The sequence below is a fragment of the uncultured Zhongshania sp. genome (assembly GCF_963975605.1).
GTDB lineage: Bacteria > Pseudomonadota > Gammaproteobacteria > Pseudomonadales > Spongiibacteraceae > Spongiibacter > Spongiibacter aquimaris.
Window position 1 is genome coordinate 15,260 of sequence record NZ_CAXBHN010000023.1, and the last position, 24,444, is coordinate 39,703.

General features: G+C 51.5%; 26 protein-coding genes and 1 riboswitch. Of the genes, 6 read left to right on the plus strand and 20 right to left on the minus strand.

Going from position 1 to position 24,444, the window contains the following annotated elements; all coding sequences use genetic code 11:
- Positions 1 to 38 precede the first annotated feature (38 nt).
- Together AAC007_RS14915 and AAC007_RS14920 are read right to left on the minus strand one after the other, a co-directional pair.
- Positions 39 to 560, minus strand: a complete 522-nt coding sequence (locus tag AAC007_RS14915; RefSeq protein WP_339677824.1) for a hypothetical protein — start codon at positions 558 to 560, stop codon at positions 39 to 41.
- Between the two features lie 293 nt (positions 561 to 853).
- The gene (locus AAC007_RS14920; RefSeq protein ID WP_295874834.1) at positions 854 to 1,393 is read right to left on the minus strand and encodes a DUF924 family protein; all 540 of its coding nucleotides are present in this window, start codon (positions 1,391 to 1,393) and stop codon (positions 854 to 856) included.
- A gap of 146 nt (positions 1,394 to 1,539) precedes the next feature.
- Between AAC007_RS14920 and AAC007_RS14925 the strand changes: the two genes are divergently transcribed.
- The 4 genes from AAC007_RS14925 to AAC007_RS14940 all read left to right on the plus strand — a co-directional run bounded on the left by AAC007_RS14925 (position 1,540) and on the right by AAC007_RS14940 (position 5,446).
- A complete protein-coding gene (locus tag AAC007_RS14925; protein WP_295875476.1) occupies positions 1,540 to 1,773 on the plus strand; it encodes an exodeoxyribonuclease VII small subunit in 234 nt (77 codons plus the stop codon).
- Between the two features lie 3 nt (positions 1,774 to 1,776).
- Complete coding sequence (locus AAC007_RS14930; RefSeq protein WP_339677827.1) at positions 1,777 to 2,694, plus strand: farnesyl diphosphate synthase; 918 nt, start codon at positions 1,777 to 1,779, stop codon at positions 2,692 to 2,694.
- Positions 2,695 to 2,840: 146 nt separating this feature from the next.
- The gene (dxs, locus tag AAC007_RS14935) at positions 2,841 to 4,769 is read left to right on the plus strand and encodes a 1-deoxy-D-xylulose-5-phosphate synthase (RefSeq protein ID WP_339677829.1); all 1,929 of its coding nucleotides are present in this window, start codon (positions 2,841 to 2,843) and stop codon (positions 4,767 to 4,769) included.
- Between the two features lie 326 nt (positions 4,770 to 5,095).
- Positions 5,096 to 5,446 carry a DUF2200 domain-containing protein gene (locus AAC007_RS14940; protein WP_339677831.1) on the plus strand — a complete coding sequence of 117 codons (351 nt, stop codon included), beginning with the start codon at positions 5,096 to 5,098 and terminating at the stop codon, positions 5,444 to 5,446.
- Positions 5,447 to 5,521: 75 nt separating this feature from the next.
- Here the strand turns inward: AAC007_RS14940 and ribA are convergent, their stop codons facing one another.
- The 4 genes from ribA to AAC007_RS14960 all read right to left on the minus strand — a co-directional run bounded on the left by ribA (position 5,522) and on the right by AAC007_RS14960 (position 9,038).
- Entirely contained in the window at positions 5,522 to 6,106 is a 585-nt protein-coding gene (ribA, locus tag AAC007_RS14945) for a GTP cyclohydrolase II (protein ID WP_295874820.1), read from the minus strand.
- 89 nt (positions 6,107 to 6,195) lie between these two features.
- Positions 6,196 to 6,837 carry a TIGR02281 family clan AA aspartic protease gene (locus AAC007_RS14950; protein WP_296435258.1) on the minus strand — a complete coding sequence of 214 codons (642 nt, stop codon included), beginning with the start codon at positions 6,835 to 6,837 and terminating at the stop codon, positions 6,196 to 6,198.
- The gene (thiE, locus tag AAC007_RS14955) at positions 6,837 to 8,318 is read right to left on the minus strand and encodes a thiamine phosphate synthase (RefSeq protein WP_339677833.1); all 1,482 of its coding nucleotides are present in this window, start codon (positions 8,316 to 8,318) and stop codon (positions 6,837 to 6,839) included. Before thiE ends, AAC007_RS14950 begins: the two co-directional genes overlap by 1 nt.
- Positions 8,319 to 8,432: 114 nt before the next feature.
- Entirely contained in the window at positions 8,433 to 9,038 is a 606-nt protein-coding gene (locus AAC007_RS14960; RefSeq protein WP_339677835.1) for a hypothetical protein, read from the minus strand.
- A 233-nt stretch (positions 9,039 to 9,271) separates the two neighbouring features.
- On the opposite strand from AAC007_RS14960, the gene AAC007_RS14965 reads away from it, so the two are divergent.
- Complete coding sequence (locus AAC007_RS14965) at positions 9,272 to 9,676, plus strand: PaaI family thioesterase (protein ID WP_295874810.1); 405 nt, start codon at positions 9,272 to 9,274, stop codon at positions 9,674 to 9,676.
- 18 nt (positions 9,677 to 9,694) lie between these two features.
- On the opposite strand, the gene AAC007_RS14970 is transcribed toward AAC007_RS14965, so the two are convergent.
- Together AAC007_RS14970 and AAC007_RS14975 are read right to left on the minus strand one after the other, a co-directional pair.
- A complete protein-coding gene (locus AAC007_RS14970) occupies positions 9,695 to 10,459 on the minus strand; it encodes a sulfite exporter TauE/SafE family protein (RefSeq protein ID WP_339677837.1) in 765 nt (254 codons plus the stop codon).
- A 108-nt stretch (positions 10,460 to 10,567) separates the two neighbouring features.
- Positions 10,568 to 12,364 (minus strand): monovalent cation:proton antiporter-2 (CPA2) family protein, encoded by a 1,797-nt coding sequence (locus tag AAC007_RS14975; RefSeq protein WP_339677838.1) that lies wholly within the window; start codon positions 12,362 to 12,364, stop codon positions 10,568 to 10,570.
- 286 nt (positions 12,365 to 12,650) lie between these two features.
- Here AAC007_RS14975 and AAC007_RS14980 point away from each other — a divergent pair, with 286 nt between their 5' ends.
- Entirely contained in the window at positions 12,651 to 12,953 is a 303-nt protein-coding gene (locus tag AAC007_RS14980; protein ID WP_296435211.1) for a hypothetical protein, read from the plus strand.
- A gap of 130 nt (positions 12,954 to 13,083) precedes the next feature.
- On the opposite strand, the gene AAC007_RS14985 is transcribed toward AAC007_RS14980, so the two are convergent.
- The 12 genes from AAC007_RS14985 to ribBA all read right to left on the minus strand — a co-directional run bounded on the left by AAC007_RS14985 (position 13,084) and on the right by ribBA (position 24,441).
- The gene (locus AAC007_RS14985; protein WP_339677839.1) at positions 13,084 to 13,914 is read right to left on the minus strand and encodes a TIGR03619 family F420-dependent LLM class oxidoreductase; all 831 of its coding nucleotides are present in this window, start codon (positions 13,912 to 13,914) and stop codon (positions 13,084 to 13,086) included.
- Between the two features lie 166 nt (positions 13,915 to 14,080).
- Positions 14,081 to 14,719 (minus strand): glutathione S-transferase family protein, encoded by a 639-nt coding sequence (locus AAC007_RS14990; RefSeq protein WP_339677841.1) that lies wholly within the window; start codon positions 14,717 to 14,719, stop codon positions 14,081 to 14,083.
- A gap of 111 nt (positions 14,720 to 14,830) precedes the next feature.
- Complete coding sequence (locus AAC007_RS14995; protein ID WP_339677843.1) at positions 14,831 to 15,646, minus strand: thiazole synthase; 816 nt, start codon at positions 15,644 to 15,646, stop codon at positions 14,831 to 14,833.
- A gap of 103 nt (positions 15,647 to 15,749) precedes the next feature.
- Positions 15,750 to 15,965 (minus strand): sulfur carrier protein ThiS, encoded by a 216-nt coding sequence (gene thiS, locus AAC007_RS15000; RefSeq protein ID WP_339677844.1) that lies wholly within the window; start codon positions 15,963 to 15,965, stop codon positions 15,750 to 15,752.
- A gap of 175 nt (positions 15,966 to 16,140) precedes the next feature.
- Positions 16,141 to 17,247 (minus strand): glycine oxidase ThiO, encoded by a 1,107-nt coding sequence (thiO, locus tag AAC007_RS15005; protein WP_339677845.1) that lies wholly within the window; start codon positions 17,245 to 17,247, stop codon positions 16,141 to 16,143.
- A 3-nt stretch (positions 17,248 to 17,250) separates the two neighbouring features.
- The gene (gene thiC / locus AAC007_RS15010; RefSeq protein ID WP_339677846.1) at positions 17,251 to 19,164 is read right to left on the minus strand and encodes a phosphomethylpyrimidine synthase ThiC; all 1,914 of its coding nucleotides are present in this window, start codon (positions 19,162 to 19,164) and stop codon (positions 17,251 to 17,253) included.
- A gap of 111 nt (positions 19,165 to 19,275) precedes the next feature.
- Positions 19,276 to 19,384: riboswitch (TPP riboswitch) on the minus strand.
- 89 nt (positions 19,385 to 19,473) lie between these two features.
- On the minus strand, positions 19,474 to 20,670 hold the full coding sequence (gene purT, locus AAC007_RS15015; protein ID WP_339677847.1) for a formate-dependent phosphoribosylglycinamide formyltransferase: 1,197 nt from the start codon (positions 20,668 to 20,670) through the stop codon (positions 19,474 to 19,476).
- A gap of 37 nt (positions 20,671 to 20,707) precedes the next feature.
- Positions 20,708 to 21,184 (minus strand): phosphatidylglycerophosphatase A, encoded by a 477-nt coding sequence (locus tag AAC007_RS15020; RefSeq protein ID WP_219042873.1) that lies wholly within the window; start codon positions 21,182 to 21,184, stop codon positions 20,708 to 20,710.
- Positions 21,185 to 21,202: 18 nt separating this feature from the next.
- Positions 21,203 to 22,171, minus strand: coding sequence for a thiamine-phosphate kinase (gene thiL / locus AAC007_RS15025; RefSeq protein WP_339677848.1), 969 nt, complete (start codon positions 22,169 to 22,171; stop codon positions 21,203 to 21,205).
- 18 nt (positions 22,172 to 22,189) lie between these two features.
- Positions 22,190 to 22,693: a transcription antitermination factor NusB gene (gene nusB / locus AAC007_RS15030; RefSeq protein WP_295874775.1), complete on the minus strand. Its 504-nt coding sequence runs from the start codon at positions 22,691 to 22,693 to the stop codon at positions 22,190 to 22,192.
- Positions 22,694 to 22,797: 104 nt separating this feature from the next.
- Entirely contained in the window at positions 22,798 to 23,277 is a 480-nt protein-coding gene (gene ribE / locus AAC007_RS15035; protein WP_295874772.1) for a 6,7-dimethyl-8-ribityllumazine synthase, read from the minus strand.
- Between the two features lie 36 nt (positions 23,278 to 23,313).
- Positions 23,314 to 24,441 (minus strand): bifunctional 3,4-dihydroxy-2-butanone-4-phosphate synthase/GTP cyclohydrolase II, encoded by a 1,128-nt coding sequence (ribBA, locus tag AAC007_RS15040; RefSeq protein ID WP_339677849.1) that lies wholly within the window; start codon positions 24,439 to 24,441, stop codon positions 23,314 to 23,316.
- Between the last annotated feature and the right edge of the window lie 3 nt (positions 24,442 to 24,444).

The window sequence follows — 24,444 nt, forward strand, 5'->3', positions numbered from 1 at the left end:
AAACAATCACCGGCGGGCACTTCCACTGGTGATTCACACTAGTTTGCTGCAAGAAGTTTTAACCACTCGTCTTTGCCGATTTGAGCGACCAAGCGTTTTTTGTTTGCGTTCAACACTTCTTTTTTAGCAACCGCAATCAAGGCGTCGCGAACTTCCGGCTTAACACCCGCTAAAACATAGAGATGGCGCTGCGGACTAGCCGCCTTTTCTAAAATTTTCACGCCTTTGAATTTTGCCACCCGGCTCAAATCTTCCGCGGCTGGCAAAACAAGTTCGGTTTCGGCAGGAAGCTGTGTGGCAAGCTCCGCCTTTGCATAGGCCAACAAATTACCCACCACCGCAATCATCGCGTCCTTACCGGCAAGTCGATTTTGCAAAGATATAGACGGCAGACGGCTTTTATCTCCATAAGCAAGAAAGTCCGCCCCTTCATAGTTATCCAGACTGCACAGCCACTCAGGAGCCTCACGCCTATCACTATCAGGAAAGGCGCACTCAGCCTGAGCCGAGACGGCAAATAGGCAAAACAATACTACGCTCAGCGGCAACAGGTGTCGCATACATCTACTCCAGTGCGATTATCTTGGCGCAGCCTACAAGGAAATTTCTCGTTCAGCCACCCTAGCAGGCTGTTGATTATCTCTCTGCGTAGCCACTGCCGCGTCGCCTAAAGCGCCTGCTGTTGGTTAAAGCGCGGCTCAAATTGGTCATTTATAACGTATAAACTCCCTCATTTCGCCCGTTTTTGTCGGGGCGGCCTTCCGCTTGCATTGGCGCCCTCGAAAACGAAAATCAACAGCCTGCTAAGTGGCCGCGCTAGGTAATTCACATGAATTATATGACCTGGTAGGTCTTAAAAAGATGAGCCCGGTTCTTTCAAAAACGCGAGTTCTTCGTCTGATGAGGCCCGACCCAAAATCGCATTGCGATGTGGATAGCGACCAAAGCGCTCAATAACCTGCTGATGAGCAAGGGCAAAGCGATAATTTTCTTCTCGGCCCAGTGTTTCGTATAGTCGCACCGACGCGTTGTGAATTGCCGCCGATTCGCTATGCATATAAGGCATATACAAAAAAACGCGCTGCTCCTCCGTTAATTCAGCATCGGCATGCACACGCAAAGCTTCCTGAGTGAGCACTAAAGCCTGCCCATCGGCGGCAAATGCCCGCGGGGTATCGCGATAAATATTGCGCGAGAACTGATCCAACACAATAATTTCTGCTAAGCGACCCTGTGGCTTATGGCGCCAGGAATATAATTCACCAGCAAGCGCGGACTGATGTATATCGCCAAAACGTCGCGCGATTGTGCTATCTAGTTCCGCGCTACTCGTAAACCACGCCGAGGGCGGCAGCTCGGCGAACCAAAATTCTAATATCGACCGGTAGTGCATTGCGAACCACTTTTCCCTATTTCTTAAGAACTGCGCCTATTATCATCGAAAATCCCGCCGCTGACAGTGCGGAATTACCCTCATCGCTGCAGACACTGCTAGAATACGCCCCCACGACGATCCCACTCACCGCTCAGGAGAGGCTGATGCCCAAGGCAAAGACTGTCAATTTTGAAACATCACTCAGCGAACTGGAAAAGCTGGTTCAGAGTATGGAATCTGGCGAACTCAGCTTAGAAGATTCGCTAAAAGCGTTCGAAAGTGGCATGCAATTGAGCCGCGATTGCCAGCAGTCACTGGCTGACGCCGAGCAAAAAGTGCAGCTATTAATGGAAAAAGACGGCGAAATCGTCAGTAAAACCCTCGATACGGATAATTAATACATGAGTTGGGAGTTTTCGGACTTTCTCGCTGCTTGCCAGCACCGAGTACAGCAAGCCCTGCCCGCGCGCCTGCAAAATACCGGCAGTGAGTTCGCCGATATGGACGCCAGCAAGCACTTAAACACCCTTGGCGAAGCGAGCTTGTACAGCCTAATGAATGGCGGCAAACGCGTGCGCGCGACCTTGGTTTATGCCACTGCACAAGCGCTAAATAGCGATATAGACGGCCTTGACGACATCGCCTGCGCCATTGAAATGGTTCATGCCTACTCACTGGTTCACGACGATCTACCGGCCATGGACAACGACGAGCTGCGCCGTGGCAAGCCCACATGTCACATCGCCTTTGACGAGGCAACGGCTATTTTGGTCGGCGACGCCCTGCAAGCGCGGGCTTTTGAATTACTCGCCAACCTGCCGGGAAACAACAAGGCCGACACCAAACTCGCGCTTGTTCGCCAACTCAGTGCCGCCGCCGGCCCACGCGGCATGGTGGGCGGGCAAGCGATTGATCTCGCCTCGGTGAATCAGCAACTAGACCTGCACTCCCTGCAAACCATGCACCAGCTTAAAACCGGTGCGCTCATTCGGGTGGCAATCAGTATGAGCGCAAGCTGGTGCCAAGCCAGCCCAGCCCAAGCCGCCAGGTTAGATGAATACGGCAAGGCCATCGGACTGTCATTTCAAGTGCAAGACGATATTATCGATATTGAAAGTAATACCGAAACACTGGGTAAAACCCAGGGTGCCGATCAAGCGCTCAACAAGCCGACCTTCCCTGCTCTGCTGGGTATGCCGGGAGCCAAAGCCCTGGCGGCAGAACTGCACCAGAGGGCACTCGACGCCCTGAGCGAGTTCGATGAGCGGGCCGCACCACTGCGCGCGCTGTCTCACTATATTATTGACCGCCAACATTAAGTCTTAATGGCAGCGCAACCACGTAGTATTGAGTTGTCGAATACTCGGCTAGCCTTAGAAATAGCCACAATGCCGCGTACGAATAGGTAAAATAGGTTAAATTCGTTTACAATCTCGCCCCTTTACAGGTACTGGGTTTACGCTAGATGTTTCAGGAAATCCCTCTCATAAGGCCAGCGACACCACTGCTGGACACGATCGACTCTCCAGCCGATCTTCGCCGCCTAGATGAACACGATCTCGGCGCGCTGGCCCTGCAATTAAGGGAATACCTGCTCTATACCGTCGGCCAAACGGGAGGCCACTTTGGCGCTGGCTTGGGCGTCGTCGAACTCACCATTGCCCTACACTATATTTACAACACCCCCGACGACCGTTTGGTCTGGGATGTTGGCCACCAATGCTACCCCCATAAAATTTTAACTGGCCGCCGCGAACGCATGGGCGGCATGCGCCAAGCTGGCGGGCTAGCGGGCTTTCCTAAACGGGAAGAAAGCCCTTACGACACCTTTGGCGTTGGTCACTCCAGCACCAGCATCAGCGCAGCCTTAGGCATGGCGATTGCCGCTCGTCAACAGAAGCTAGACCGCCACACCGTCGCCGTTATTGGCGACGGTGCTATGACTGCCGGCATGGCCTTTGAGGCCATTACCCACGCCAGCCACACCGGCGCCAATATGTTAGTGGTGCTTAACGACAATCAAATGTCGATTTCCAAAAATACCGGCGGCCTGAATACCTATTTCTCAAAAATGTGGGCGTCCAAAACCTACAACCAAATTCGCAGTGGCGGCAAATCCGTTCTCAAAAAATTCCCGCGCTCGGCAACCGACATTGCCGCTAGACTCGAAGAATATATGAAGGGCATGGTCTCACCTGCGACCCTGTTTGAAGAGCTGGGCTTTAATTATATCGGCCCCATCGACGGTCACGATCTCAACATTTTGGTGCCAACCCTGCGCAATTTGCGCGAGCTACCCGGCCCACAAATGCTGCACATCATGACCAAAAAGGGCAAAGGATTTACCCCTGCGGAAGAAGACCCGGTGGGCTTCCACGCCATTTCAAAAATTGAGCCCAAGCCTAAAAATGGCCAGATTCCAGTAGCAAAAGCCAAGCTGCCAAAGTATCAGGATATTTTTGGTAGCTGGCTCTGCGATCAAGCAGAGTTAAGCCCCGAGCTAGTCGCCATCACCCCAGCTATGTGCGAAGGCTCTGGCATGCTGGAATACTCTGAACGCTTTGCCGAGCGTTTCTACGATGTCGCCATTGCCGAACAACACGCGCTAACCCTCGCCGCCGGTATGGCCTGCGATGGTCTCAAGCCCGTCGTCGCTATTTATTCCACCTTCTTACAGCGCGCCTACGATCAGCTCATTCACGATATTGCGCTGCAAAATTTAGATGTTACCTTTGGCATCGACCGCGCGGGCTTAGTCGGCGAAGACGGCCCCACCCACGCCGGCGCCTTTGATCTGAGCTTTTTGCGCTGCATACCCAATATGATTGTGATGGCGCCCGCCGACGAAAACGAAACACGGCAAATGCTTCATACCGGCTATGTATACCCCGGCCCAGCGGCCATTCGCTACCCGCGAGGCACTGGCCCCGGTGTAAACATTGAAACGAATATGACCCCACTGGAGATCGGCAAGGGCAGACTGGTTCGCAAAGGCACACAAATCGCTATTCTGAGTTTTGGTACCCTGCTGTCATCGGCGCTGAGCGCCGCTGACGAAATAGGCGCCACGGTGGCCGATATGCGTTTTGTTAAACCGCTAGACACCGCGCTGATTGATTCGCTGACTGACAGCCACACACTGCTAGTCACACTAGAAGAAAACGTGATCGCCGGTGGCGCGGGCAGTGCCGTGTGCGAGTATCTGAACCAGCAAGGTCGCTGCATACCCGTATTGCAACTTGGCCTACCTGACCAGTTTATTGACCACGGCAAGCACCCGCAATTGCTGAGCGATATTGGCTTAGATAGCAACGGTATTATCGGCAGCATTCGCCGCCGCAGCGCCTCCATTCCAGAGCTACACGCCAGTCTTAGCGCCGCTGCACAAAGCTGAGGTAGCACAGCATTAATCTGAACAGCACCACCTGCTAAATTATCCGCGACCAGCACTAACGGTCAAATTAAAGCGGAGAGGCATAAGCTTCGCTCAATGAATATTTAGCAAATATAAATAGTAGGCGCCATGCCGCCAACGCTCATGAAAACAAAATAAATAATAATTTTATTCCCTATTTTTATAGTGCGAATACTTTTTACGATGGGAAAACCCCCCGCAAACCGGCAGCCGTTACCTTTACACTTAATTATGAAACGGAAACCAATCCCGACACTGGCTGTTCAGGGCAGCGATCACTACCTCCATATTCCAGGAGATGCACAATGTCCAAACATCGAATCTTCAGCATGTCATTTGTCAGCCTTTATCCGATGTATCTCAATAAAGCAGAACGCAAGAATCACAGCAAAGCGGAGGTTAACGAAATAATCTACTGGTTAACCGGCTACGACGAGGCCGGCTTGCAGCAGCAACTGGAGCAGAATAACGACGTAGAAACATTCTTTGCGCAAGCACCGAAGTTACACGCCAACACATCGCTTATCAAAGGGGTGGTATGCGGAGTCCGAGTAGAGGAGGTTGAAGACCCCTTAATGCAAAAAATTCGCTATTTAGACAAATTGATTGACGAGCTGGCTAAAGGGAAAGCAATGGAGAAAATTCTGCGTCAGTAAAATTAATTACTGATTTTAAAACGACAGATTAATAAAACGCATAAATACTCCCTATTAATCTGCCCATCAAAATGGCTAAAACAAATGCCCGAGCTTGCCAGACTTAGTCGCCAAATATTTTGCATTGTGGGGATTTTGTCCCGTTTGCAAAGGAAGACGTTCTACAACCTCAACACCCTGATCGGTAAGGGCGTTTACCTTGCGCGGGTTATTGGTCATCAAGCGCACTTTGGTGATGTTCAAATGCTCGCACATCACCGCCAGTAAACTGTAGTCGCGCATGTCAGCACCAAAGCCTAGTTGCTCGTTGGCTTCGACGGTATCGGCGCCGGCATCTTGCAGTTTATAGGCGCGAATTTTATTCAACAGACCGATGCCACGACCTTCTTGGCGCAAATAAAACAAAGCGCCGCGCCCTTCTTCAGCAATTTTTTCTAAGGCTGCACGCAGTTGCGAGCCACAGTCACAGCGCATGCTGAACAGCGCGTCGCCAGTAAGGCACTCAGAATGCACCCGCGCCAAAACAGGCTCACCATCGCTGATGTCGCCAAGGCTTAAAACAACATGCTCTTTGCCGTTGTCGGTGTCCTCAAAACCATGAATATCAAACACCCCCCAAGGGGTGGGAAGCTTAGAGGATTCTATAAAGCTAACTGCCACGGGTATCTCCACGAGCAAATCCGGTCGCGCATTTTACCAGCACGACGACCGCGAGGCGACCACTGAGGGAATAATCATTGGCGAGGTCTCTAATAACGGGGGGTTAGGACTAGGATATTGTCCCGCTCCTGCAGATCGATGTGCTCTAAAAAGCTCATTCCAAGCAAAATAATATGGGGGTAATCGCCTTCAATAATCACCGCAGCGACCTGCTGTGTCTTGATATCACCCACTTCAACGCGGCTTAACATTATCCCAAAGGCCGGCTTAATACCTCCTGCTGTGGCGACTGAGGTCGGAACACCATCGCGATAAAAAATACCCAGCTGATCTGCCTGGCTCGAACTCATGGCGACCGAGGTGGCGCCGGTATCCACAAGCGCATCGGCGCTCTGACCATTAATGCTGACGCGGGTGCGGTATTCTTTATTACTGTTTTTGTGCAATGACACTGAGCTTGGCGAGGGCTCGCTGTACTTCGCGCCAATATGTTTGCTCAGCGTCAGTGTTTTACGTCGCCCCTCGATGTCTACCACGGCCTCGCGGGGGGTGGCCGACACCAATAATATGCCCGAGGAGTCTCGCTGACCCGCGCGCAGCAATTGCTGACGCCCGTCGATTTCTAATAGCGCAGCCTGTTGAAACAAGCCTCGCACCACAATCTGGGCCGGCGCCGCGACCGCGAGGGCGCTAGCCAAAACAGCAAGCAACACACTGATAGTTCTTACCATCACGCGCGAGTCTCGTGAAGTGCCATTAATTCTGCGACAACGGCCTCTGGGTCGTCGGCCTGGGTAATGGCACTGATCATGGCAACACTACCCACCCCCGTTGCCAGAACGTCTTTAGCGCGCTTGCTATCAATACCGCCGATGGCGGTTAAGGTGTAATCCGCAGACAACATGCCCACCCAGCGTCGCAGCTGTGGCAGGCCCTGGGGAATCCAAGGCATTTGCTTACTGGTGGTGGCGTACACCGGGCCGATGGCAATATAGCTCGGCCGCAAACTATGCGCCCGTGCTACTTCGTAATAGGTGTGGGTACTCACCCCCAAGCGCAATCCGGCCTCCGCAATGGCGGCAATGTCGGCGGTATCTAAATCTTCCTGCCCCAGATGAACACCGTAGGCGCCCTCGCTTATCGCGAGCTGCCAGTAATCATTGATGAAAACCCGCGCATTAAACTTTTTACCAATCGCAACAGCCTCGCGAATTTCTTGCTGCAGGGCATCGCCGGATAAATCTTTAGATCGCAGCTGGATAGTCTTTACGCCACAGGCCAATAAACGAGCAATCCAAGCGGCGCTGTCTACCACCGGATAAAGCCCTAACTCTCCGTCACAGGAAGCAAATTTCACCCGCTTACCATGTGCGGGTAGCCGGCGATTCAAACCCGGGAAATCGATGGCATGCTGTGGCCAACCTATGTGCACCACCGGCCCGGGGCCACTGCCAAGCTGTACCGACATACGCAGCCCCTGGCTGACATAGGCCTTGGCAATCACTAAGGCATCTGGCAATGAGTAACCCCGCGCCACCACCGCCGCAATCGCGGAGGAAAGGCTACAACCAGTGCCGTGGGTATTTAGGGTATCGATATTGGGGCCGCTGAGCCAAAAGCCACGCTCACCGTCGGTCCAATAATCGTGGCGCTCATTGTTGCGCGCACTTAAATGACCGCCGGTTATCAGTACCGACCGCGCACCCAGCGCAACGATATCTGCCGCGGCTCGCTCGACATCGTCAAGGCCATCAATACCGCGATTAAGAAGGGTTTCTGCCTCGCTCAAATTCGGCGTTAGTAAATCTGCGCGGGGTAATAATTTCTCGATCAGTAGGTCACAGATGCCGCTAGGCATCAGCTCGCCACCGGAGCTTGATACCATCACGGGGTCGCAAACGACAAATCCTGGGAAGCTATCTAAATACTTGCTCACCATCGTGACCACATCTTCTGAGGCGAGCATGCCTAGCTTGATAACATCCGCCTGCAAGTCGCTGTCGAGGGCATTTATTTGCGCGGCCAAAGTACGCCGAGGTGTCACCGAGACATGACCAACAGCAAAACTATTTTGCGCAGTGATGGCGGTAATGACTGTGCAGCCATGTACACCAAAATCATGAAAGGTGGCTAGATCGGCTTGGATACCAGCTCCACCGCCGGAATCTGAACCGGCAATAGTCCACGCGATCGGCTTTTTACGACTTGCCATAAATCCTCTAAATATCGGTCTCCGCTATGATCAGTATAGCGGAGGCTAGCAAAGGCGCATTGTCGCCTATCTCAATGAATTGCTTAAGACCGACGATGCGCTCGCGATGACGCTCTAAAATCGAAGGTGGGCCATCAAGCCAATGTGGTTGCCGTCGAAGGACTCCGAGCCAAAATAAGTCTCTTTCTTGTAGTTGATCAGCGTAAAGCGGGTACCCAGCCACAAATGATCCATGACTAGATAGTCATACTCCAGAATCAATCCGGCAGCGGGATCAAAATTGATAGAATCTCGCCCAGCTCCATCCATTTTCACCATCGCGGTTGGCGAAAGATGTACCGTCAGCCCCGCGCCAAAGCGATGACGTTCGCGTACGCCAAAGAGAATGGCTTCTAATGGATAGCGCTCAAAACTCGCCTCGCCATTTTCTGCATCGATACTATCGAAATGATAATTAGCGCTTAATTGCACAGCAGAGCGACGGTCAGCAGCTAAAAATTCAACGCCAAACCCAAGCAGGAATGCGCCGCCTGCCTTAATCTGGTCGTCATCACCACCCTCAAACTCCACATCGACTAAGGTGTCACCGCCGCTGGTAAAACCGGCAGTGACAATTGCACGAGCCGAATAGCCTTCTTCCGCCAGTGTGTCTTGAGCTTGCACCTGAGTGCAGAATAAAGCCCAAATGAGCAGTACCTTATTGAAAAAACTACGTGGCATCGTGACCACCTCCCTGTGTGATACATTCTTATAATCAGTTAAGAATGACGTAATGGCAGTATATGTTTAAATACCCTACCGTGCGTTTACACTCATTTTTGAGCTTGCGAATACTGGCTGATCGCATCGGTTAGGTCAATAAAAGCGGGATAACAAAAACAGCTGTATTATAATTACCGCCACTCGAAATAGCCCTCAAAAATCTACTGCCGCACACTCTAAGGAATTCAATAATGGCCAACATCGACGAAATCAGCACTTTCCTTGCGCGGGAGTTCCCCCAAAGCCCCTGTTCAGTAGATGCCATTGGTCCGCAATCTGCCACGGTGCGCTATCGCGTTGACGAGCAAGCCCTGCGACCTGGTGGCACTGTGTCGGGCCCAACCTTAATGACCACCGCTGACGTCGGTCTATACGCTGCAATTCTCGGCGAGATTGGCATTGTTGCGCTGGCAGTTACCACAAGCCTAAATATTAACTTTTTACGCAAGCCCAGCGCCGGCAAAGATATTATCGGCGAATGTAAGCTTATTAAAGTGGGCCGCCAACTGGTGATCGGCGAAGTGTCTTTGTACTCAGAGGGTGACGACAGAATGGTTGCTCACGCGGTGGGAACTTATGCCATTCCAAAGAGCTAAACTACGTTTAAATACCGCTTAAAAATACGTCGACCAAGCGCCTTGACCGCCGTCGAACAATAGCTTGATACCGACAATAAAAAGGAAAAAGTAGCAAATTCGATAAATCGTTTTTTCGCTAACTTTATGCAGTAAATAAAAGCCCAGCCGAACACCGACTGGCGCCAGCGGCATTAACACCGCGGCAGTGAGTAAGTTAGTGTGATCGAAGCTACCCTGCAGGCTGTAGGGAATAAGTTTTATCACATTCACTACCGCAAAAAATATCGCCATTGTGCCCATCAACAAGGATTTCTCTAGGCGCTGCGGCAACAGATACATATTCACCGGCGGGCCGCCCGCGTGAATGCCAAAACTGGTAAACCCCGCAACTGCGCCCCAAAATCCACCGCGAATAATACTTACCCCCTGCGCCTTCGCCGAACTTGGTTTAAACCAGTAATTCAAACAAAATAAAACCGCGATCACGCCAATGAGAATGCGGATCATGTCTTCTGATAAATAGCGAAAGCCGATGCTACCCAACACAATACCAATCACTGCGCCAGGTAGTAGGATTTTTATATTTGGCCGGTCCCACTGCCCACGAAAGCTCCAGAGCGCAACCGCATCCATCACTAATAGAATTGGCAGCAATATCGCTGCAGCCTGTATCGGCGAAATAGCCAAGCTCATTAACGGCACCGATACCACCGCAATGCCGCCGCCAAAACCACCCTTTGCCATACCAAAGATCAGAATTGCCGGCACAGCACAAAGATAAAAAAATGGGTCTATGATCACCGGAACACCAATCCTATTTATAAATTTTTAGCTACACCGCGCAGTACATGATACGCACGCGCACTATTACCTATCGCCCAGCCAACCGCTGTTAATAGTGCGACGAACTCAAACGCCGCGCTCTTCAATCACATCGGCATCAAATAATGCCTGCAGCTCATCGTGGGCTTCGCGCGCACTTTGAATTAGCGCATCGCGATCGTTGAACACTTTGTGCTGCTCGGCCAGCAACGCTTCGTCGTGACTCTGGAAGCGCTGTATACGAGCCTCGGCACGCTCGGGGCTCAAGCCAAGTCCAATCAAGGTCTCGCGGCTAATCTCCAAACTCGAGTGAAAGGTTTCGCGAATTGGCCTTGCGCCCAATTCCAACAAGCGGTGAACATGGAATCGACTGCGGGCACGGGCAATAAATTTGATATGCGGATACAGGCGGCTGACCAACTCGGTAATCTTAATATTTGTCTCCGGGTCGTCGGCGGTCAGTACAAAATACTCGGCCTTGTCCGCGTCAACCGCGCGCAGTATTTCTGGCCGCATCGGGTCGCCATAATATACCGGCATGCTGTCGATACTACGGGACAGCTCAATGGTATCAACCGACAAGTCTAAGGCCACAAACGGTATCCGCTGCGCCCGCAAAATACGGGCAACAATTTGTCCCATCCGGCCCATGCCGATAATCACCACCCTTGGCTCGTCGCTCTCGATCTGCTCGTACTCCGGCGGCACTTCCTGGCTGACCGGCACTGGCTTGTGCATCTTTACCAGCAACATAATCAGCAGTGGCGTTAGCGCCATCGACAAAGTAATGGCAAGGATTAGCGTGCTATGTAATGTCACGTCTAACAGCTGATGATCTTTCGCGATTTGAAACACCACAAAGGCAAACTCACCTCCCGCCGCGAGAACAACACCTAAACGCAGCGCACTGCGACGATCCAAACCGCCCAGCACATTGCCGACCAAGGCGAGTATTGGCAGCTTTATTACCATGAGCAAAACCGTTAAACCCAGCACCGTCAACGGCATTGTCGCCAGCAATTGGATGTCGGCAGTCATACCCACGCTAATAAAGAAAAGCCCTAGCAATAAGCCTTTAAACGGCTCTATCTGCGACTCCAATTCGTGGCGATACTCCGAATCAGCTAATAGCAATCCGGCTAGGAAAGCGCCCAGCGCCATCGATACGCCCACCGCATCCATTAACCAAGCGGTGCCCACCACGACAAGCAGCGCGGTGGCCGTCGATACTTCCTGCAGGCCGGTCTTCGCCACCATGCGGAATATCGGGCGTAGCAAGTAGCGGCCACCCACCACCACCGCCGCAATGCTCAATAAAATACGCAGTACCGAACCCGCACTGGCGTCATCGGCACCACTACTGCCGCTCAGCAACGGCACCAAAGCTATCAAGGGAATGGCGGCAATATCTTGAAATAACAATATCGCGAATGCCATGCGCCCATGGGAGCTGTTTAACTGCTTGCGCTCGGCAAGAATTTGCAAACCGAAGGCGGTGGACGACAGCGCCAAGCCTAAGCCCAGTACCACACTGGTCTGCCACGACTGCGAAAAACCGAGATAAGCGACACCGCCAATTACCATTCCGCTCAGCGCAACCTGCGTCAAGCCGACACCGAATACCGCCTTGCGCATTAGCCACAGTCGGCGCGGTGACAACTCTAGACCAATGATAAACAGTAGCAATACCACGCCGAATTCTGAAAAGTGCGCGACGTTTTCGGGGTTGTGTATCAACTGCAGTGCAGCGGGGCCAATCACAACACCCGCGATCAAGTAGCCCAACACAGCGCCGAGCTGCAAGCGCTTTGCCAAAGGCACAACGAATACCGCCGCCAATAATAAAACGACTGTTGCCTGTAAAAGGCTGCTTTCATGTGGCATGCACGTCTCCTGGCGGCAATGAAGTGATGATCCATATTCAGTGCTACATGATAACTGCCTTCATGAAAAATGGGGCACTTTCACGGCACCTATTTCCATTTGCTTACGGTTTTATCAAGGTACATAAAGAAAATGCTAACGATGGCAAGAGATCGTATTTCCTCCTTGCGCATATTCAATCTCAGTCGCGACCGAGTATCCAGGTGAACAAGGCGAATGCCTTTGGGGTTTGCGAAGTGCGGTGTAATTCCTAGTTGCTTTTGTTCAATATCCGATTTTGGACTTTTTGCTTCAGATATCTGCGAACCTTGGTTTCGCCCTGCTGGGCGACTCACTTTCTTTTTGCTTGCCAAAAAAGAAAGTAAGCAAAGAAAAAGGGCACCCTGCACCACCGTCGATGGCAAAAAGCGCCATCGATGCCCTCCGCGCTTCGCAAGTAACGGCGCGGGAAAAACTCGCCTTCGGCTCAAACAATTTCCCGCTTAACCCGTTACTTGCTGCAGTGCTCAGCGGTGTTGAAGGGACGTTGGTGTATTCTCCGAGTGTTGCGGTGACAATTATCGCCTTCACGGTGCTGAGAATTCTTTAGTATCTTGCCATACTCGGACACGACCGAGTATCCAGATGAGCAAGGCGAATGCATTTAACGTCAGACGTCCGACCGCCGACGTCCGACGCACCCAGGCGCAGGCCTTTGGTTTTACAAAGCGCGATGCGGCTTATAACTGCGCAATGATTTTAGAGTATTGCTCAATCATGGGCATGACGATCTCTGGCTTATTCCAATTTTGCATGCCGACACCAATATTACAGCGAGCCACCCCGCAGTCTCGGTAGTGCTTGAGTAAATCAGGCGTTATCTCGCCCATCACCACCAAGGTAATCTCTACTGCGTCGGGATCGCGACCAAAGTCACTTACCTGTTTACGAAAATCTTTAATAGCGGCACCGACGTCCGGCAACACCACATCCACGGGCATCCAGCCGTCTGCCCACTGCGCAGTGTGACGCACACCCAGCGGCCCCATCGCACCAAATATCATCTTTGGAATGTGCAGGGGTTTTGGCTCAAACCACACCGGGTCAAAATCAATGAATTCACCGTGATACTCTGGCGCCTCGTCCTTAAACAGGGCTCTCGTTGCCGCCACAGTTTCTTTCATCGCCAAATAGCGGCGCTGCCAAGGCAGGCTTGTTACATTCTCAAACTCTTCCTGATTCCAGCCCACGCCAGTGCCAATAATAACTCGGCCACCAGATAGCCGATCCAGTGTGGCAATGGTTTTGGCCTGGGAAAATAGCTCACGCTCCATCAGCAGCGCAATGCCAGTGCCCAGCTTTAATCGCGTGGTCGACGACGCCGCCGCCATCAGCGAAATATAAGGATCCATCATTTCCTTGTACGGCTCGGGTAACTCACCGCCCGGCGGGTAAGCTGTTGTTCTACAGCGTGGAATATGACTGTGCTCGCCATACCACAGGGACTCAAAACCGGCGTCCTCCAATGTTTTCGCGAGTTGTGCCGGTTCTTGATCGTTGACAGTGTTCATGGAACTAAAGCCGAGATGCATATTATCGCCTCTTACTATTTTCATTATTTTGTAAGAGTGTAATTCACTGCCATATCAGCCGACATACTTCACTTTGATGAGGGAGTAGCTCCCTCAACAAGCCCGAGGATGGTCGAGTCACGTAAAACGGGAGTAAGCAACAACATCACGCCTTAAAAATCGCCTCCGCTTTTGACCACGCTGGCCGCGCGCGCAGGCGATTTAAGTAAGCCTGAATAGCTGGATAAGGTAAAAACGCCTTGCCCGTCTCGTCGCCGGCTTGCGCAAATAAGGGTGACTCCAACATCATCAAAGGAAACGCGACCATAATATCGGCTCCGGAAAAGTCCCCGGCAATATAATCCCGCTCGCCGAGAATATTATTCATGTAAGTGAACACGGTTTTAAACTCGCCGTCGCAAAAGGCTTTTAAGCCCGGCGCATCACTCGCCGTCATCACACTTAACATATTAATAAATATCGGCGTCATCAATGTCGACTCGGCGGCATGCATCCAGTGTAAATAATCAATATAGGCTGGCGTACCTTTCGCTGGCCTTAAACGCCCCTCACCATAATTTTCTAGAAGATACTCAACAATCGCACCGGATTCAGGAATTGTCTGGCCCTTGTCTTCAATTACAGGCGCCTTACCCATCGGACTGACATCCCATAGCGACTGCGGTGAACGAAACGTTTCCGCATTGCGAGTATGGGTCACCAACTCATATTGTAAACCCAATTCTTCGGCCAACCAGATGCTGCGATCTGAACGAGACATACCTAGATGATGAATTTTGAGCATAAGATCCTCTGCTATTGTTATGTATTTTTAGTCTAAGCCACGCCAAGATTGGCGAACTGCGCGTAACGACGTTTACGCAGACAGCCTGTGTTCGGATTTAAAATCGCCGTTTCACTGCTGATGCCAAAACGGCATCCCTAAGGTCGGCGTCGACGGCGATGCCGTCTGGCGCTCTGGCATCGCTCCCGCTAGGGCAGCTTGGCGACCGGCCTCAATCGCGTGCTTAAATGCGCTGGCCATCAAAACCGGATTACCCGCCTGCGCAATCGCAGTATTCAACAGTATCCCGTTGTAACCCAGCTCCAAGGCTTGTACCGCGTGAGATGGTTTGCCAATGCCGGCATCCACAATTAATGGCAACTCGGGAATACGGTCACGAATAGTCTGCAAATTATAAGGGTTCATCAAACCGCGTCCGGTTCCGATGGGCGAGCCCCAAGGCATTAAAACTTGGCAACCGACATCTCGCAGTCGCTGGCAAATCACTAGATCATCGGTGCAGTAGGGAAACACCTTAAAACCAAGTTTAATTAATTGCTCAGCAGCCGCGACCGTAGCAAGAGGATCGGGCTGTAGATTGTAATCATCGCCGACAACTTCTAGCTTCAACCAGTCTGTTTCAAATAATTCCCGCGACATCTGCGCTAAGGTCACCGCTTCTTTGGCGTTATGGCAGCCAGCGGTATTTGGCAGCATGGTTTTCCTTAACTCTTTGAGCTGGCGCCAGAATGATTCGCCACCACCCTGCTCTGGAGACTGGCGGCGCAGAGACACGGTAACAATTTCCGCGCCGGACTCGGTGATTGCATCGCGCATAATGGCAGGCGATGGATATAACGCACTACCTATTAGCAGACGGCTATTGAATGTTTGACCGTAAAGGGTCCAGGTATCGCGGGTCATAGTGGCTGTTGCTGGCATCTTCATTTTGAAACTCTAGGTTATTGGCCGGACGCCGGAAGTCTAAGGTCTAATGTGAAAACCGTGCTTATCGTCAGACACCTGACTTCGGACATCCGACATCGCATCATCACCCTCCCTGCACCGGCGCTAGCACATCCACTTTGTCGCCATGTTCCAAGCAGTAACTTTTATACTGCGAACGCGGCACAAAGCTTTGATTCACTGCGATTGCGACCTTCCCCGCTTCAAAACCCCAGATCGTTAATAACTGAGCTAGGGGCTGATCTGGGGCGCAATCTCTGCTTTCATTATTTACACTGACGGTAATAATTGATGTCGTCATTTTAGTACTCTGTATCACCGGCCGGACGTTGGAAGACTGACGTCAGACGTAAAACCACCTATATCGCCCGACATCGGACGGCATCGTATCCCCTAACTACCGAGCTGAACGCTTGATGGGAGACGGTAAACGCAGAACCGCAGATGCAAGTAGCCTTTGCATCTGCCATCACCCGTCAAGCATATCGCTGCCCGACTCCCGGCTTCCCCAGCATCGCCAAGGCCGATTCAAGCACATGAGGACTGAGTAAATAGCCGTGCCGATAAAGTCCATTCACCACCAACAAGCCATCTGCACATTTTATTTCTGGCAAATTATCTGGCATCGCCGGTCGACAGTGAGCGTAGGCGTGCAGTACGGTCGCCTCGGCAAAACCACTGTGTACGCTATAAAGCGCCGACATGAGTTCAAGGCTAGAGCGCACCGTGACTGGCTTCATCGATTCACTTTCAATTTCCGTCGCGCCAATCACATAGCGATTTCCGGCGCGCGGGGAGATATATAATTTATAGCGCGGGTGCATGAGACGAATGGGGCGTTGCAGATTTACTTCCGGTGCGTGTACCCACAGCACTTCACCACGAACACCGCGCAAATTTGGCAGCTGTACTTTCGCGCCCATGCCTCGGCTATCGATAGCCCAATCAAACGAATAGTCTTCGTTTGCCAAGCGAATCTTCCCAGCATCAACGCTCAGCACTTCGCTAAACTCCCGCCACTTGCCACCGAGCTTGCTAATCGCTGTTTCCAAGGAAATGAGCAAGGCCTCGTTATCGAGATACGCCTCTTCCGCCAAAAACAATCCGCCGTGGTATCGCTCTGCCAACTCTGGCTCTAACTCGGCTAATCGGCGCCGATCAATCCGCTCAATAAATTCGTCGCAGTCTTGCACCTTGCCGCGCAGCTGTTGCTCAAAATGGTTTAAGCTGGATTCATCTAATTTATGCGCCACCACCACGCTGCCCTTGTTGCCAAAATCAACGTGCTGCCCGGTTATCTCCGCCAAGGCAGCCAATTCCTGGGGCCACCATGCCAAGGCCATTCGCCCCCAATCAAAAACGCAGCGCTCAGCGCTAACTACTTCGCTATAGGGCGCCAACATAGATGCCGCAACCTTAGCCGCACTGAGTTCAGCGGCGCGACTACCGCGCTCGAATAGGGTTACCTGGTGGCCACGCTGCAGCAACTTCCACGCAAGCAAGCGACCAAGCAAGCCAGCGCCGGCGATACCAATGCTTTGAGTGTCTGACGTCTGGGGTCGGACGTCGGATGCAGAGATCACGCGCTAAACCTCAGACGCCCGACCCGAAAGATATATCTCGCTTCCCAACTCTTTAAACTCTGCGGACTTTTTCTGCATTTCTAATTCCAAATCATCTGATTCAAGTTTGGCGGCGTAGTCACGCACGTCCTGGGTAATTTTCATTGAGCAGAATTTTGGCCCGCACATGGAACAAAAATGTGCGACCTTGGCAGATTCTTTGGGCAGGGTTTCATCGTGATATGAGCGCGCTGTGTCCGGGTCTAAACCAAGATTAAATTGATCTTCCCAACGGAATTCAAAACGCGCTTTACTCAAGGCGTTGTCGCGCAGCTGAGACCCCGGATGACCTTTGGCTAAATCAGCTGCGTGCGCGGCGATCTTGTAGGTAATGATGCCGGTTTTGACATCGTCTTTATTGGGCAAACCCAAGTGTTCTTTGGGGGTGACATAGCAGAGCATCGCACAGCCGTACCAGCCGATCTGGGCCGCACCAATACCGGAAGTAATGTGATCGTAGCCCGGCGCAATATCTGTCGTCAGTGGCCCAAGCGTGTAGAACGGCGCTTCGTCGCAATGCTTTAACTGCTCGGTCATATTTTCATGAATCATTTGCATGGGAACATGGCCCGGCCCTTCGATCATCACCTGCACGTCGTGCTCCCAGGCGCGCTTGGTCAATTCACCTAGGGTACGCAACTCACCAAACTGCGCTTCGTCATTGGCATCGGCTACTGAGCCCGGACGCAGACCATCCCCCAGGGAAAATGACACATCGTAGGCCTTCATAATTTCGCAGATATCATCGAAATGGGTATAAAGAAAATTTTCTTTGTGATGTGACAAACACCACTTCGCCATAATCGAGCCACCGCGAGATACTATGCCGGTCACCCGCTTCGCGGTCAGCGGCACATAACGCAGCAAGACACCGGCATGGATCGTGAAATAATCCACACCCTGCTCAGCTTGCTCAATTAAAGTGTCCCGGAAGATTTCCCAAGTTAAATCTTCGGCAACGCCATCCACTTTTTCAAGGGCCTGATAGATAGGCACGGTACCAACCGGCACCGGTGAGTTGCGTACGATCCACTCCCGGGTTTCGTGAATATTCTTGCCGGTGGATAAGTCCATCATGGTGTCCGCACCCCAACGAATACCCCACGTCAATTTAGCAACTTCTTCTTCAATAGAAGAACCCAAGGCCGAGTTGCCAATATTGCCGTTCACTTTCACTAGAAAATTACGGCCAATAATCATCGGTTCTAATTCAGGGTGATTGATATTGGCTGGAATAATGGCGCGGCCACGGGCAACTTCATCGCGTACAAATTCCGGCGTGATTTCTTTGGGAATACTGGCACCAAAAGCATTGCCGGGATGCTGATAACCCAGCTCCCCCGGCTGCTCGCCCGCTTCACGCGCCGCAGCCAAAGCCATATTTTCACGGATGGCAATGTATTCCATTTCCGGCGTAATAATACCGCGGCGGGCGTAATACATTTGACTCACATTCTTGCCCGCCAGCGCGCGGCGAGGCTTGCGCTTTAGGTCGAAACGCAGTTGCTGAAGATTCAAATCTGCTGCGCGCTTGCGGCTGTATTCTGAGCTGTCGCCAGCAAGCAATTCAGTATCCTCGCGGTCGAGAATCCACTGATCCCGAATGGGCACGAGACCTTTGCGAATATCGATATTTGCTTTGGGGTCAGTGTAGGCACCAGAGGTATCGTAAACCCGCACTGGCGGATTTGGCTCCAAACGCGTGCTGCCATCGGCGGCTTGTACCGGGGTTGAGGTAAGCTTAATTTCGCGCATCGGCACCTGAATGTCGGCGCGACTTCCCTGCATATAAATTTTTGAGGAACCCGGTAAGGGCTCTACAGAAGCATCGTCAACTTTGGCGGTATCACGCAATAATGGATATTCAGATGAACTCATATTCTTTCCCCTTTTTGCCAAAACGCACGCAGCGTTAAGCAATAGCGTTGAACGATAACGCCAAATAGGGATTAGATCGGCTCTAGGATTACCACGACGCAGGGAAAGCCCTGCAGAGAAGATCTTGTTTCCTACGCTGGCATTATCCAGATCAGGTAATACGGGATTCGAAAACGATCTCAGCCTATGCGCTTACGCGCGGGCACCCCGACAAGAGTTAAGAAGTGTAGGCGCTAAAAATACGAATAACAAGCCAGTACGCGTATTGATTTCGCCAAAAATATAAAAACTTAATTTATAAAATGCTACTTATAAAGTCACTATCACAGCACCCGCCACCGCGAGCGCTTTTGCGCGGGCCTCTTCAATATCTGCGCCGCGGGCTAAACCTACTCCCATGCGACGCTTACCACTCACCTCCGGTTTACCGAATAAGCGCAGCTGGGTATCTGGCGCCTCTAAAGCGTATTCAAGATTACCAAACGACACGCGCCTAGACTCGCCCTCGACCAATATTACCGCCGAGGCAGAGGGACCACATTGCTGAATATTGGGAATCGGCAAGCCGAGAATGGCGCGGGCGTGCAGGGCAAATTCGGATAGATCTTGGGAGATAAGCGTCACTAAGCCTGTATCGTGAGGTCGCGGCGACACTTCGCTAAAAATGACGTCGTCGCCTTTTACAAATAGCTCAACACCAAATAAACCCCAGCCACCGAGGGCTGTGGTTACCTGCTTAGCGATGTCTTGTGAGCGCTGCAATGCTTTTTCCGACATCGGCTGTGGCTGCCAAGACTCCTGATAATCGCCGTCTTTTTGCAAGTGACCGATGGGTGCGCAATAGCTTGTCGCGGTATCGTCACTGCCACAGCGATGGCGAATTGTTAATAAGGTAATTTCGTAATCGAAATCAACAAAGCCTTCGACGATAACCCTGCCAGCGCCTGCTCGCCCACCTTCCTGCGCATAGCTCCAGGCGGCGTCAACTTCCGTCAATCGTCTTACTAAACTTTGCCCCTTACCCGACGAACTCATAATGGGTTTCACTACACATGGCAAGCCAATCTCGGCGATAGCGGCGTCGAATTCGTCTTTGCTATCTGCAAAGCGATAGCTAGAGGTTGGTAATTCCAGCTTTTCTGCCACTAGGCGACGGATGCCTTCGCGGTTCATAGTGAGCTGTGCAGCGCGGGCGGTGGGCACCACATTAAATCCTTCACGCTCTAGTTCGACGAGGGTATCGGTGGCGATCGCTTCAATTTCCGGCACGATATAATCTGGTTTTTCTAACTCTATAATGCGGCGTAACTCGGCACCGTCTAACATCGAAAACGTGTAACTGCGATCGGCAACCTGCATCGCAGGTGCATTTTCATAGCGATCGCAGGCGATCACTTCCACACCCAGACGCTGTAGTTCAATAGCGACTTCCTTGCCAAGTTCGCCCGCGCCACAAAGTAATACCTTGCAGGCACTATCACTAAACGGAGTTCCTAAGGTGACCATAATATTCCTCTTGAAATTTCACTCGCTATCGAGTTTATCAGCTCAAAACAAAGCACAGTTGCAATACTAAAAATGCATAAACACCGGCGAGTACATCGTCGATCATAATACCAAAACCGCCGTGGACTTTTGCGTCCAACACCCGGATCGGCCAGGGCTTCCAAATATCAAATAAACGAAATAGCGCGAAACCGAGGGCTATCCAAAATATATTCACAGGGACTAAAAATAAAGCAATCCACAAGCCGACAAACTCATCCCAAACGATGCCGCCGTGGTCGTGAACACCTAATGCTTTTGCCGTTTCGCCACAAAAATATACGCCTGCTGCGAATGCTAAAATTAATACAATGATATAATTTGCCGGCGATAAAAATTGCAACACATACCAAAATGGCAGCGCCGCAAGCGTACCGAAGGTTCCCGGTGCCTTTGTCGCTAAACCGCTGCCAAAACCGACAGAAAGTAAGTGCACTGGGTTTTTTAATAATGTCACTGGAATTTTTGTTGCCATATTTTATGTAAGCCAGTTTTAAAAATGTTGGTAGCCACCGCGAGGTGAATACAAATTTTGTTGCGCGTCATAGCAGCGCAAACCACTGCCAGCTTCTATATAACCAACTTCGGTAAGCGCCAAATTCAAGCTCGCACTTAAGACCTCAACGTCCGCACGGCGCGATGCCGGCACGGTAAAGCACAACTCATAATCATCGCCGCCACTGAGTGCAGAATCAATCGCGCCACCGTGTTTTATCAGCGCCGCCGACAGTGGCAGATCTTGCAGCCGTAGCACAGCCGCAACACCACTGGCTTTTAAAATATGGCCTAAATCTGCAACGAGGCCGTCTGAAATATCGATGGCTGCGGTAGCGAGATTTCGCAGTTTTTGCCCTAGCGCTAAACGCGGTGCAGGAGTGTGATAGCGCGTTAAAAGCTCGCGCTGGTAGGGCTGTAAGTCCGAGGACTGCGTATCTAAAAACGCCAGGGCCGCGTTGGCATCACCCACGTTGCCCGACACAAAAACAATATCGCCGACTTGCGCGCCATTTCGCAATAATGCTTGCCCAGAAGGGGCCGAACCCATTACTTGAATGCTCATGCACAGTGGCCCACGGGTGGTATCGCCACCTACCAAGACCACCGCATATTCACTGGCGGCCTCTGCCAATGCTGCAGAAAATTCCGCCAGCCAAACTTCGTCAACCTCTGACAGTGTTAGCGCCAACGTAAACGCTAGTGGAGTCGCTCCACTGGCAGCCAAATCGCTCACACACACAGCAAGTGCTCGTCGCGCGAGCAAGGCGGGAGAATAGCTCTTTGGGAAATGAACCGTTTCAACTAAGGTGTCGACCGAAAGCAGTAACTCTTCACCGGCGGGAATGGCTAGCACTGCACAATCATCGCCAATACCACAGCGAATAGTGTTTGCGTTAGTACCAGAAATTTGTCCGGCACCTTCGCGAAAATAACGGTGAATTATATCGAATTCAGATGCCGGCATAGGTATGTTCGTCGCAGATTATTCTGCGTTTTTCGGCGCGCTAGGCTTGGCGGTCTTGCCCTTTTCTGCAGCCACTTCAACCGCGCGACACTCCACCGCAACCCGGTCTAGCACGCCATTTAGATAGCGGTAACCATCGGTGGCGCCAAAACGCTTACCCAAATTAATAGTTTCATTGATGGCGACTTTATAGGGCACATCAATACGACGCAGAAGCTCATAGGAGCCCATGCGCAACAAGCACAACTCAATAGGATCCAGGTCCGTTAATTTTCGATCTAAATGCTTTTCGAACAGACCATGCAATGCCGTTAGTTGTGCAGGAATATTATGCACAAGGTCGTGGAAAAATTCTTTGTCTACATGGGTCATGTCATAGTCAGCTTGAAACTGGGCTTCGATTTCATTTAAGGCCTGACCAGCCATATGCCATTGATACAATGCCTGCATAGCGTAATGACGTGCTTTGCGTCGGTCTGCCGCCAACTGATTACGGGATGGGTTCTCAAGACGATTAGCCACAAAATATTCTCATGCTAGTGGTTAAAACCACAAATAAAAAACCGTGCAAGCGCGTGAAGGCTGCACGAAACAATGATGAGCACACGCTCAATGTTTTAAAACAATTACAACTGCTTGAGGAGGCTAACCATTTCAATGGCTGACATCGCCGCCTCTTCGCCTTTATTTCCAGCCTTGGTGCCTGCGCGCTCTACTGCCTGCTCAATGGTATCGACGGTCAGCACACCAAACGCCACCGGCACGCCATATTGCATTGTCACCTGTGCCAAACCTTTTACGCACTCGCCCGCGACATATTCAAAGTGCGGGGTACCGCCGCGAATGACAGCGCCAAGCGCAATAATGGCATCGTAATTTTTACTGTCTGCAACCTTCTGGCAAACCAGCGGAATCTCAAAGGCGCCCGGTGCACGGACAATAGTAATATTGTCATCTGCAACACCGTGACGACGCAGTGTGTCTAAGGCACCTTCTAATAAACTTTCAACAACAAAGCTATTCCAGCGACCAACCACGATCGCAAACTTTCCAGCTACCGCGACGAAATTACCTTCGATGGTTTTCATATCTACTTTCCTTTCCATTTTGCAGTTACTTCACTCACGTGATGTATACCGTCATTAAGCACTTATATTATCTGGGCTAACAAATTCCACAACTTCCAGATCGAAACCCGAGATCGCATTATATTTAACCGGTGCACCCATCAAACGAATTTTTCCAACGCCAACATCACGGAGGATCTGCGAGCCCAAACCAACATTAAAGTAGGTCGTTTGATACTGCACACTATCTCCCTGCAATGGCGATTTAGTGCCCTGCGCGATTCCCAGCTCCGCCAGAATCGACTCAGGTGTTTCACGGTTGGCCAGTAGCACCACCACGCCACCGTGGGCAGCGATTGTTTCTAAGCTGCGGTGCATATTCCAACCGGTGGTTGAACCCGGTGGCTGGGTTTGCAACAGGTCGCGAACTGACGAACCCAGGTGCACACGCGCTAAGGTCGGCGTGTCAGAACTAATGTCGCCCTTCTGTACCGCGAAATGGATTTCACCCGCCACAGAATCTTTATAGGCATGCAGAACAAAATCGCCAAAGTCGGTGGAAATGGTCGCGCTGCTAATTTTCTCAATGGTTTGCTCATTCAACACCTGATAGTGAATCAGATCGGCAATGGTTCCCATTTTTAAATCGTGTTCAGCAGCGAAGATTTCCAAATCGGCGCGGCGCGCCATGGTGCCGTCTTCGTTCATAATCTCGCAAATCACGCCAGTTGCTTCAAACCCTGCCAAGCGCGCTAAATCACAGGCGGCTTCGGTGTGACCGGCGCGGCTCAACACCCCACCCGGCTCAGACATCAGCGGAAAAATATGGCCGGGCTGAACGATATCGGCTGCCACCGCATTACGCGCCGCAGCGGTTCTTACAGTATGGGCTCGGTCAGCGGCAGAGATCCCTGTTGTCACGCCCTTGGTCGCTTCAATCGACAGGGTAAATTTGGTGCCAAAGCCTGAGGCGTTGCGGTCTACCATGAGCGGCAGAGCTAGCTGTTTGCAGCGCTCGCGGGTCATCGGCATACAAATTAATCCGCGGCCATATTTAGCCATGAAGTTAATATCTTGTGGACGCACGCATTCCGCCGCCATAACGAGATCACCTTCATTTTCGCGATCTTCGTCGTCCATTAAAATAACCATCTTACCCAGGCGGATATCCTGAATTAGATCTTCTATTTTGCTCATTGCCATAAT

Bases quoted from the DNA above. Each gene is read 5' to 3' on its own strand.
- AAC007_RS14940 (WP_339677831.1), top strand. From the start codon at position 5,096: ATGTCCAAACATCGAATCTTCAGCATGTCATTTGTCAGCCTTTATCCG.
- AAC007_RS14985 (WP_339677839.1), bottom strand. From the start codon at position 13,914: ATGAACACTGTCAACGATCAAGAACCGGCACAACTCGCGAAAACATTG.
- AAC007_RS14960 (WP_339677835.1), bottom strand. From the start codon at position 9,038: ATGCCACGTAGTTTTTTCAATAAGGTACTGCTCATTTGGGCTTTATTC.
- AAC007_RS15020 (WP_219042873.1), bottom strand. From the start codon at position 21,184: ATGGCAACAAAAATTCCAGTGACATTATTAAAAAACCCAGTGCACTTA.
- AAC007_RS14930 (WP_339677827.1), top strand. From the start codon at position 1,777: ATGAGTTGGGAGTTTTCGGACTTTCTCGCTGCTTGCCAGCACCGAGTA.
- AAC007_RS14990 (WP_339677841.1), bottom strand. From the start codon at position 14,719: ATGCTCAAAATTCATCATCTAGGTATGTCTCGTTCAGATCGCAGCATC.
- AAC007_RS14915 (WP_339677824.1), bottom strand. From the start codon at position 560: ATGCGACACCTGTTGCCGCTGAGCGTAGTATTGTTTTGCCTATTTGCC.
- AAC007_RS14950 (WP_296435258.1), bottom strand. From the start codon at position 6,837: ATGGTAAGAACTATCAGTGTGTTGCTTGCTGTTTTGGCTAGCGCCCTC.
- AAC007_RS14920 (WP_295874834.1), bottom strand. From the start codon at position 1,393: ATGCACTACCGGTCGATATTAGAATTTTGGTTCGCCGAGCTGCCGCCC.
- thiE (WP_339677833.1), bottom strand. From the start codon at position 8,318: ATGGCAAGTCGTAAAAAGCCGATCGCGTGGACTATTGCCGGTTCAGAT.
- AAC007_RS14925 (WP_295875476.1), top strand. From the start codon at position 1,540: ATGCCCAAGGCAAAGACTGTCAATTTTGAAACATCACTCAGCGAACTG.
- AAC007_RS14995 (WP_339677843.1), bottom strand. From the start codon at position 15,646: ATGAAGATGCCAGCAACAGCCACTATGACCCGCGATACCTGGACCCTT.
- AAC007_RS14965 (WP_295874810.1), top strand. From the start codon at position 9,272: ATGGCCAACATCGACGAAATCAGCACTTTCCTTGCGCGGGAGTTCCCC.
- thiS (WP_339677844.1), bottom strand. From the start codon at position 15,965: ATGACGACATCAATTATTACCGTCAGTGTAAATAATGAAAGCAGAGAT.
- purT (WP_339677847.1), bottom strand. From the start codon at position 20,670: ATGGTCACCTTAGGAACTCCGTTTAGTGATAGTGCCTGCAAGGTATTA.
- thiL (WP_339677848.1), bottom strand. From the start codon at position 22,171: ATGCCGGCATCTGAATTCGATATAATTCACCGTTATTTTCGCGAAGGT.
- AAC007_RS14975 (WP_339677838.1), bottom strand. From the start codon at position 12,364: ATGCCACATGAAAGCAGCCTTTTACAGGCAACAGTCGTTTTATTATTG.
- dxs (WP_339677829.1), top strand. From the start codon at position 2,841: ATGTTTCAGGAAATCCCTCTCATAAGGCCAGCGACACCACTGCTGGAC.
- ribE (WP_295874772.1), bottom strand. From the start codon at position 23,277: ATGGAAAGGAAAGTAGATATGAAAACCATCGAAGGTAATTTCGTCGCG.
- thiC (WP_339677846.1), bottom strand. From the start codon at position 19,164: ATGAGTTCATCTGAATATCCATTATTGCGTGATACCGCCAAAGTTGAC.
- ribBA (WP_339677849.1), bottom strand. From the start codon at position 24,441: ATGGCAATGAGCAAAATAGAAGATCTAATTCAGGATATCCGCCTGGGT.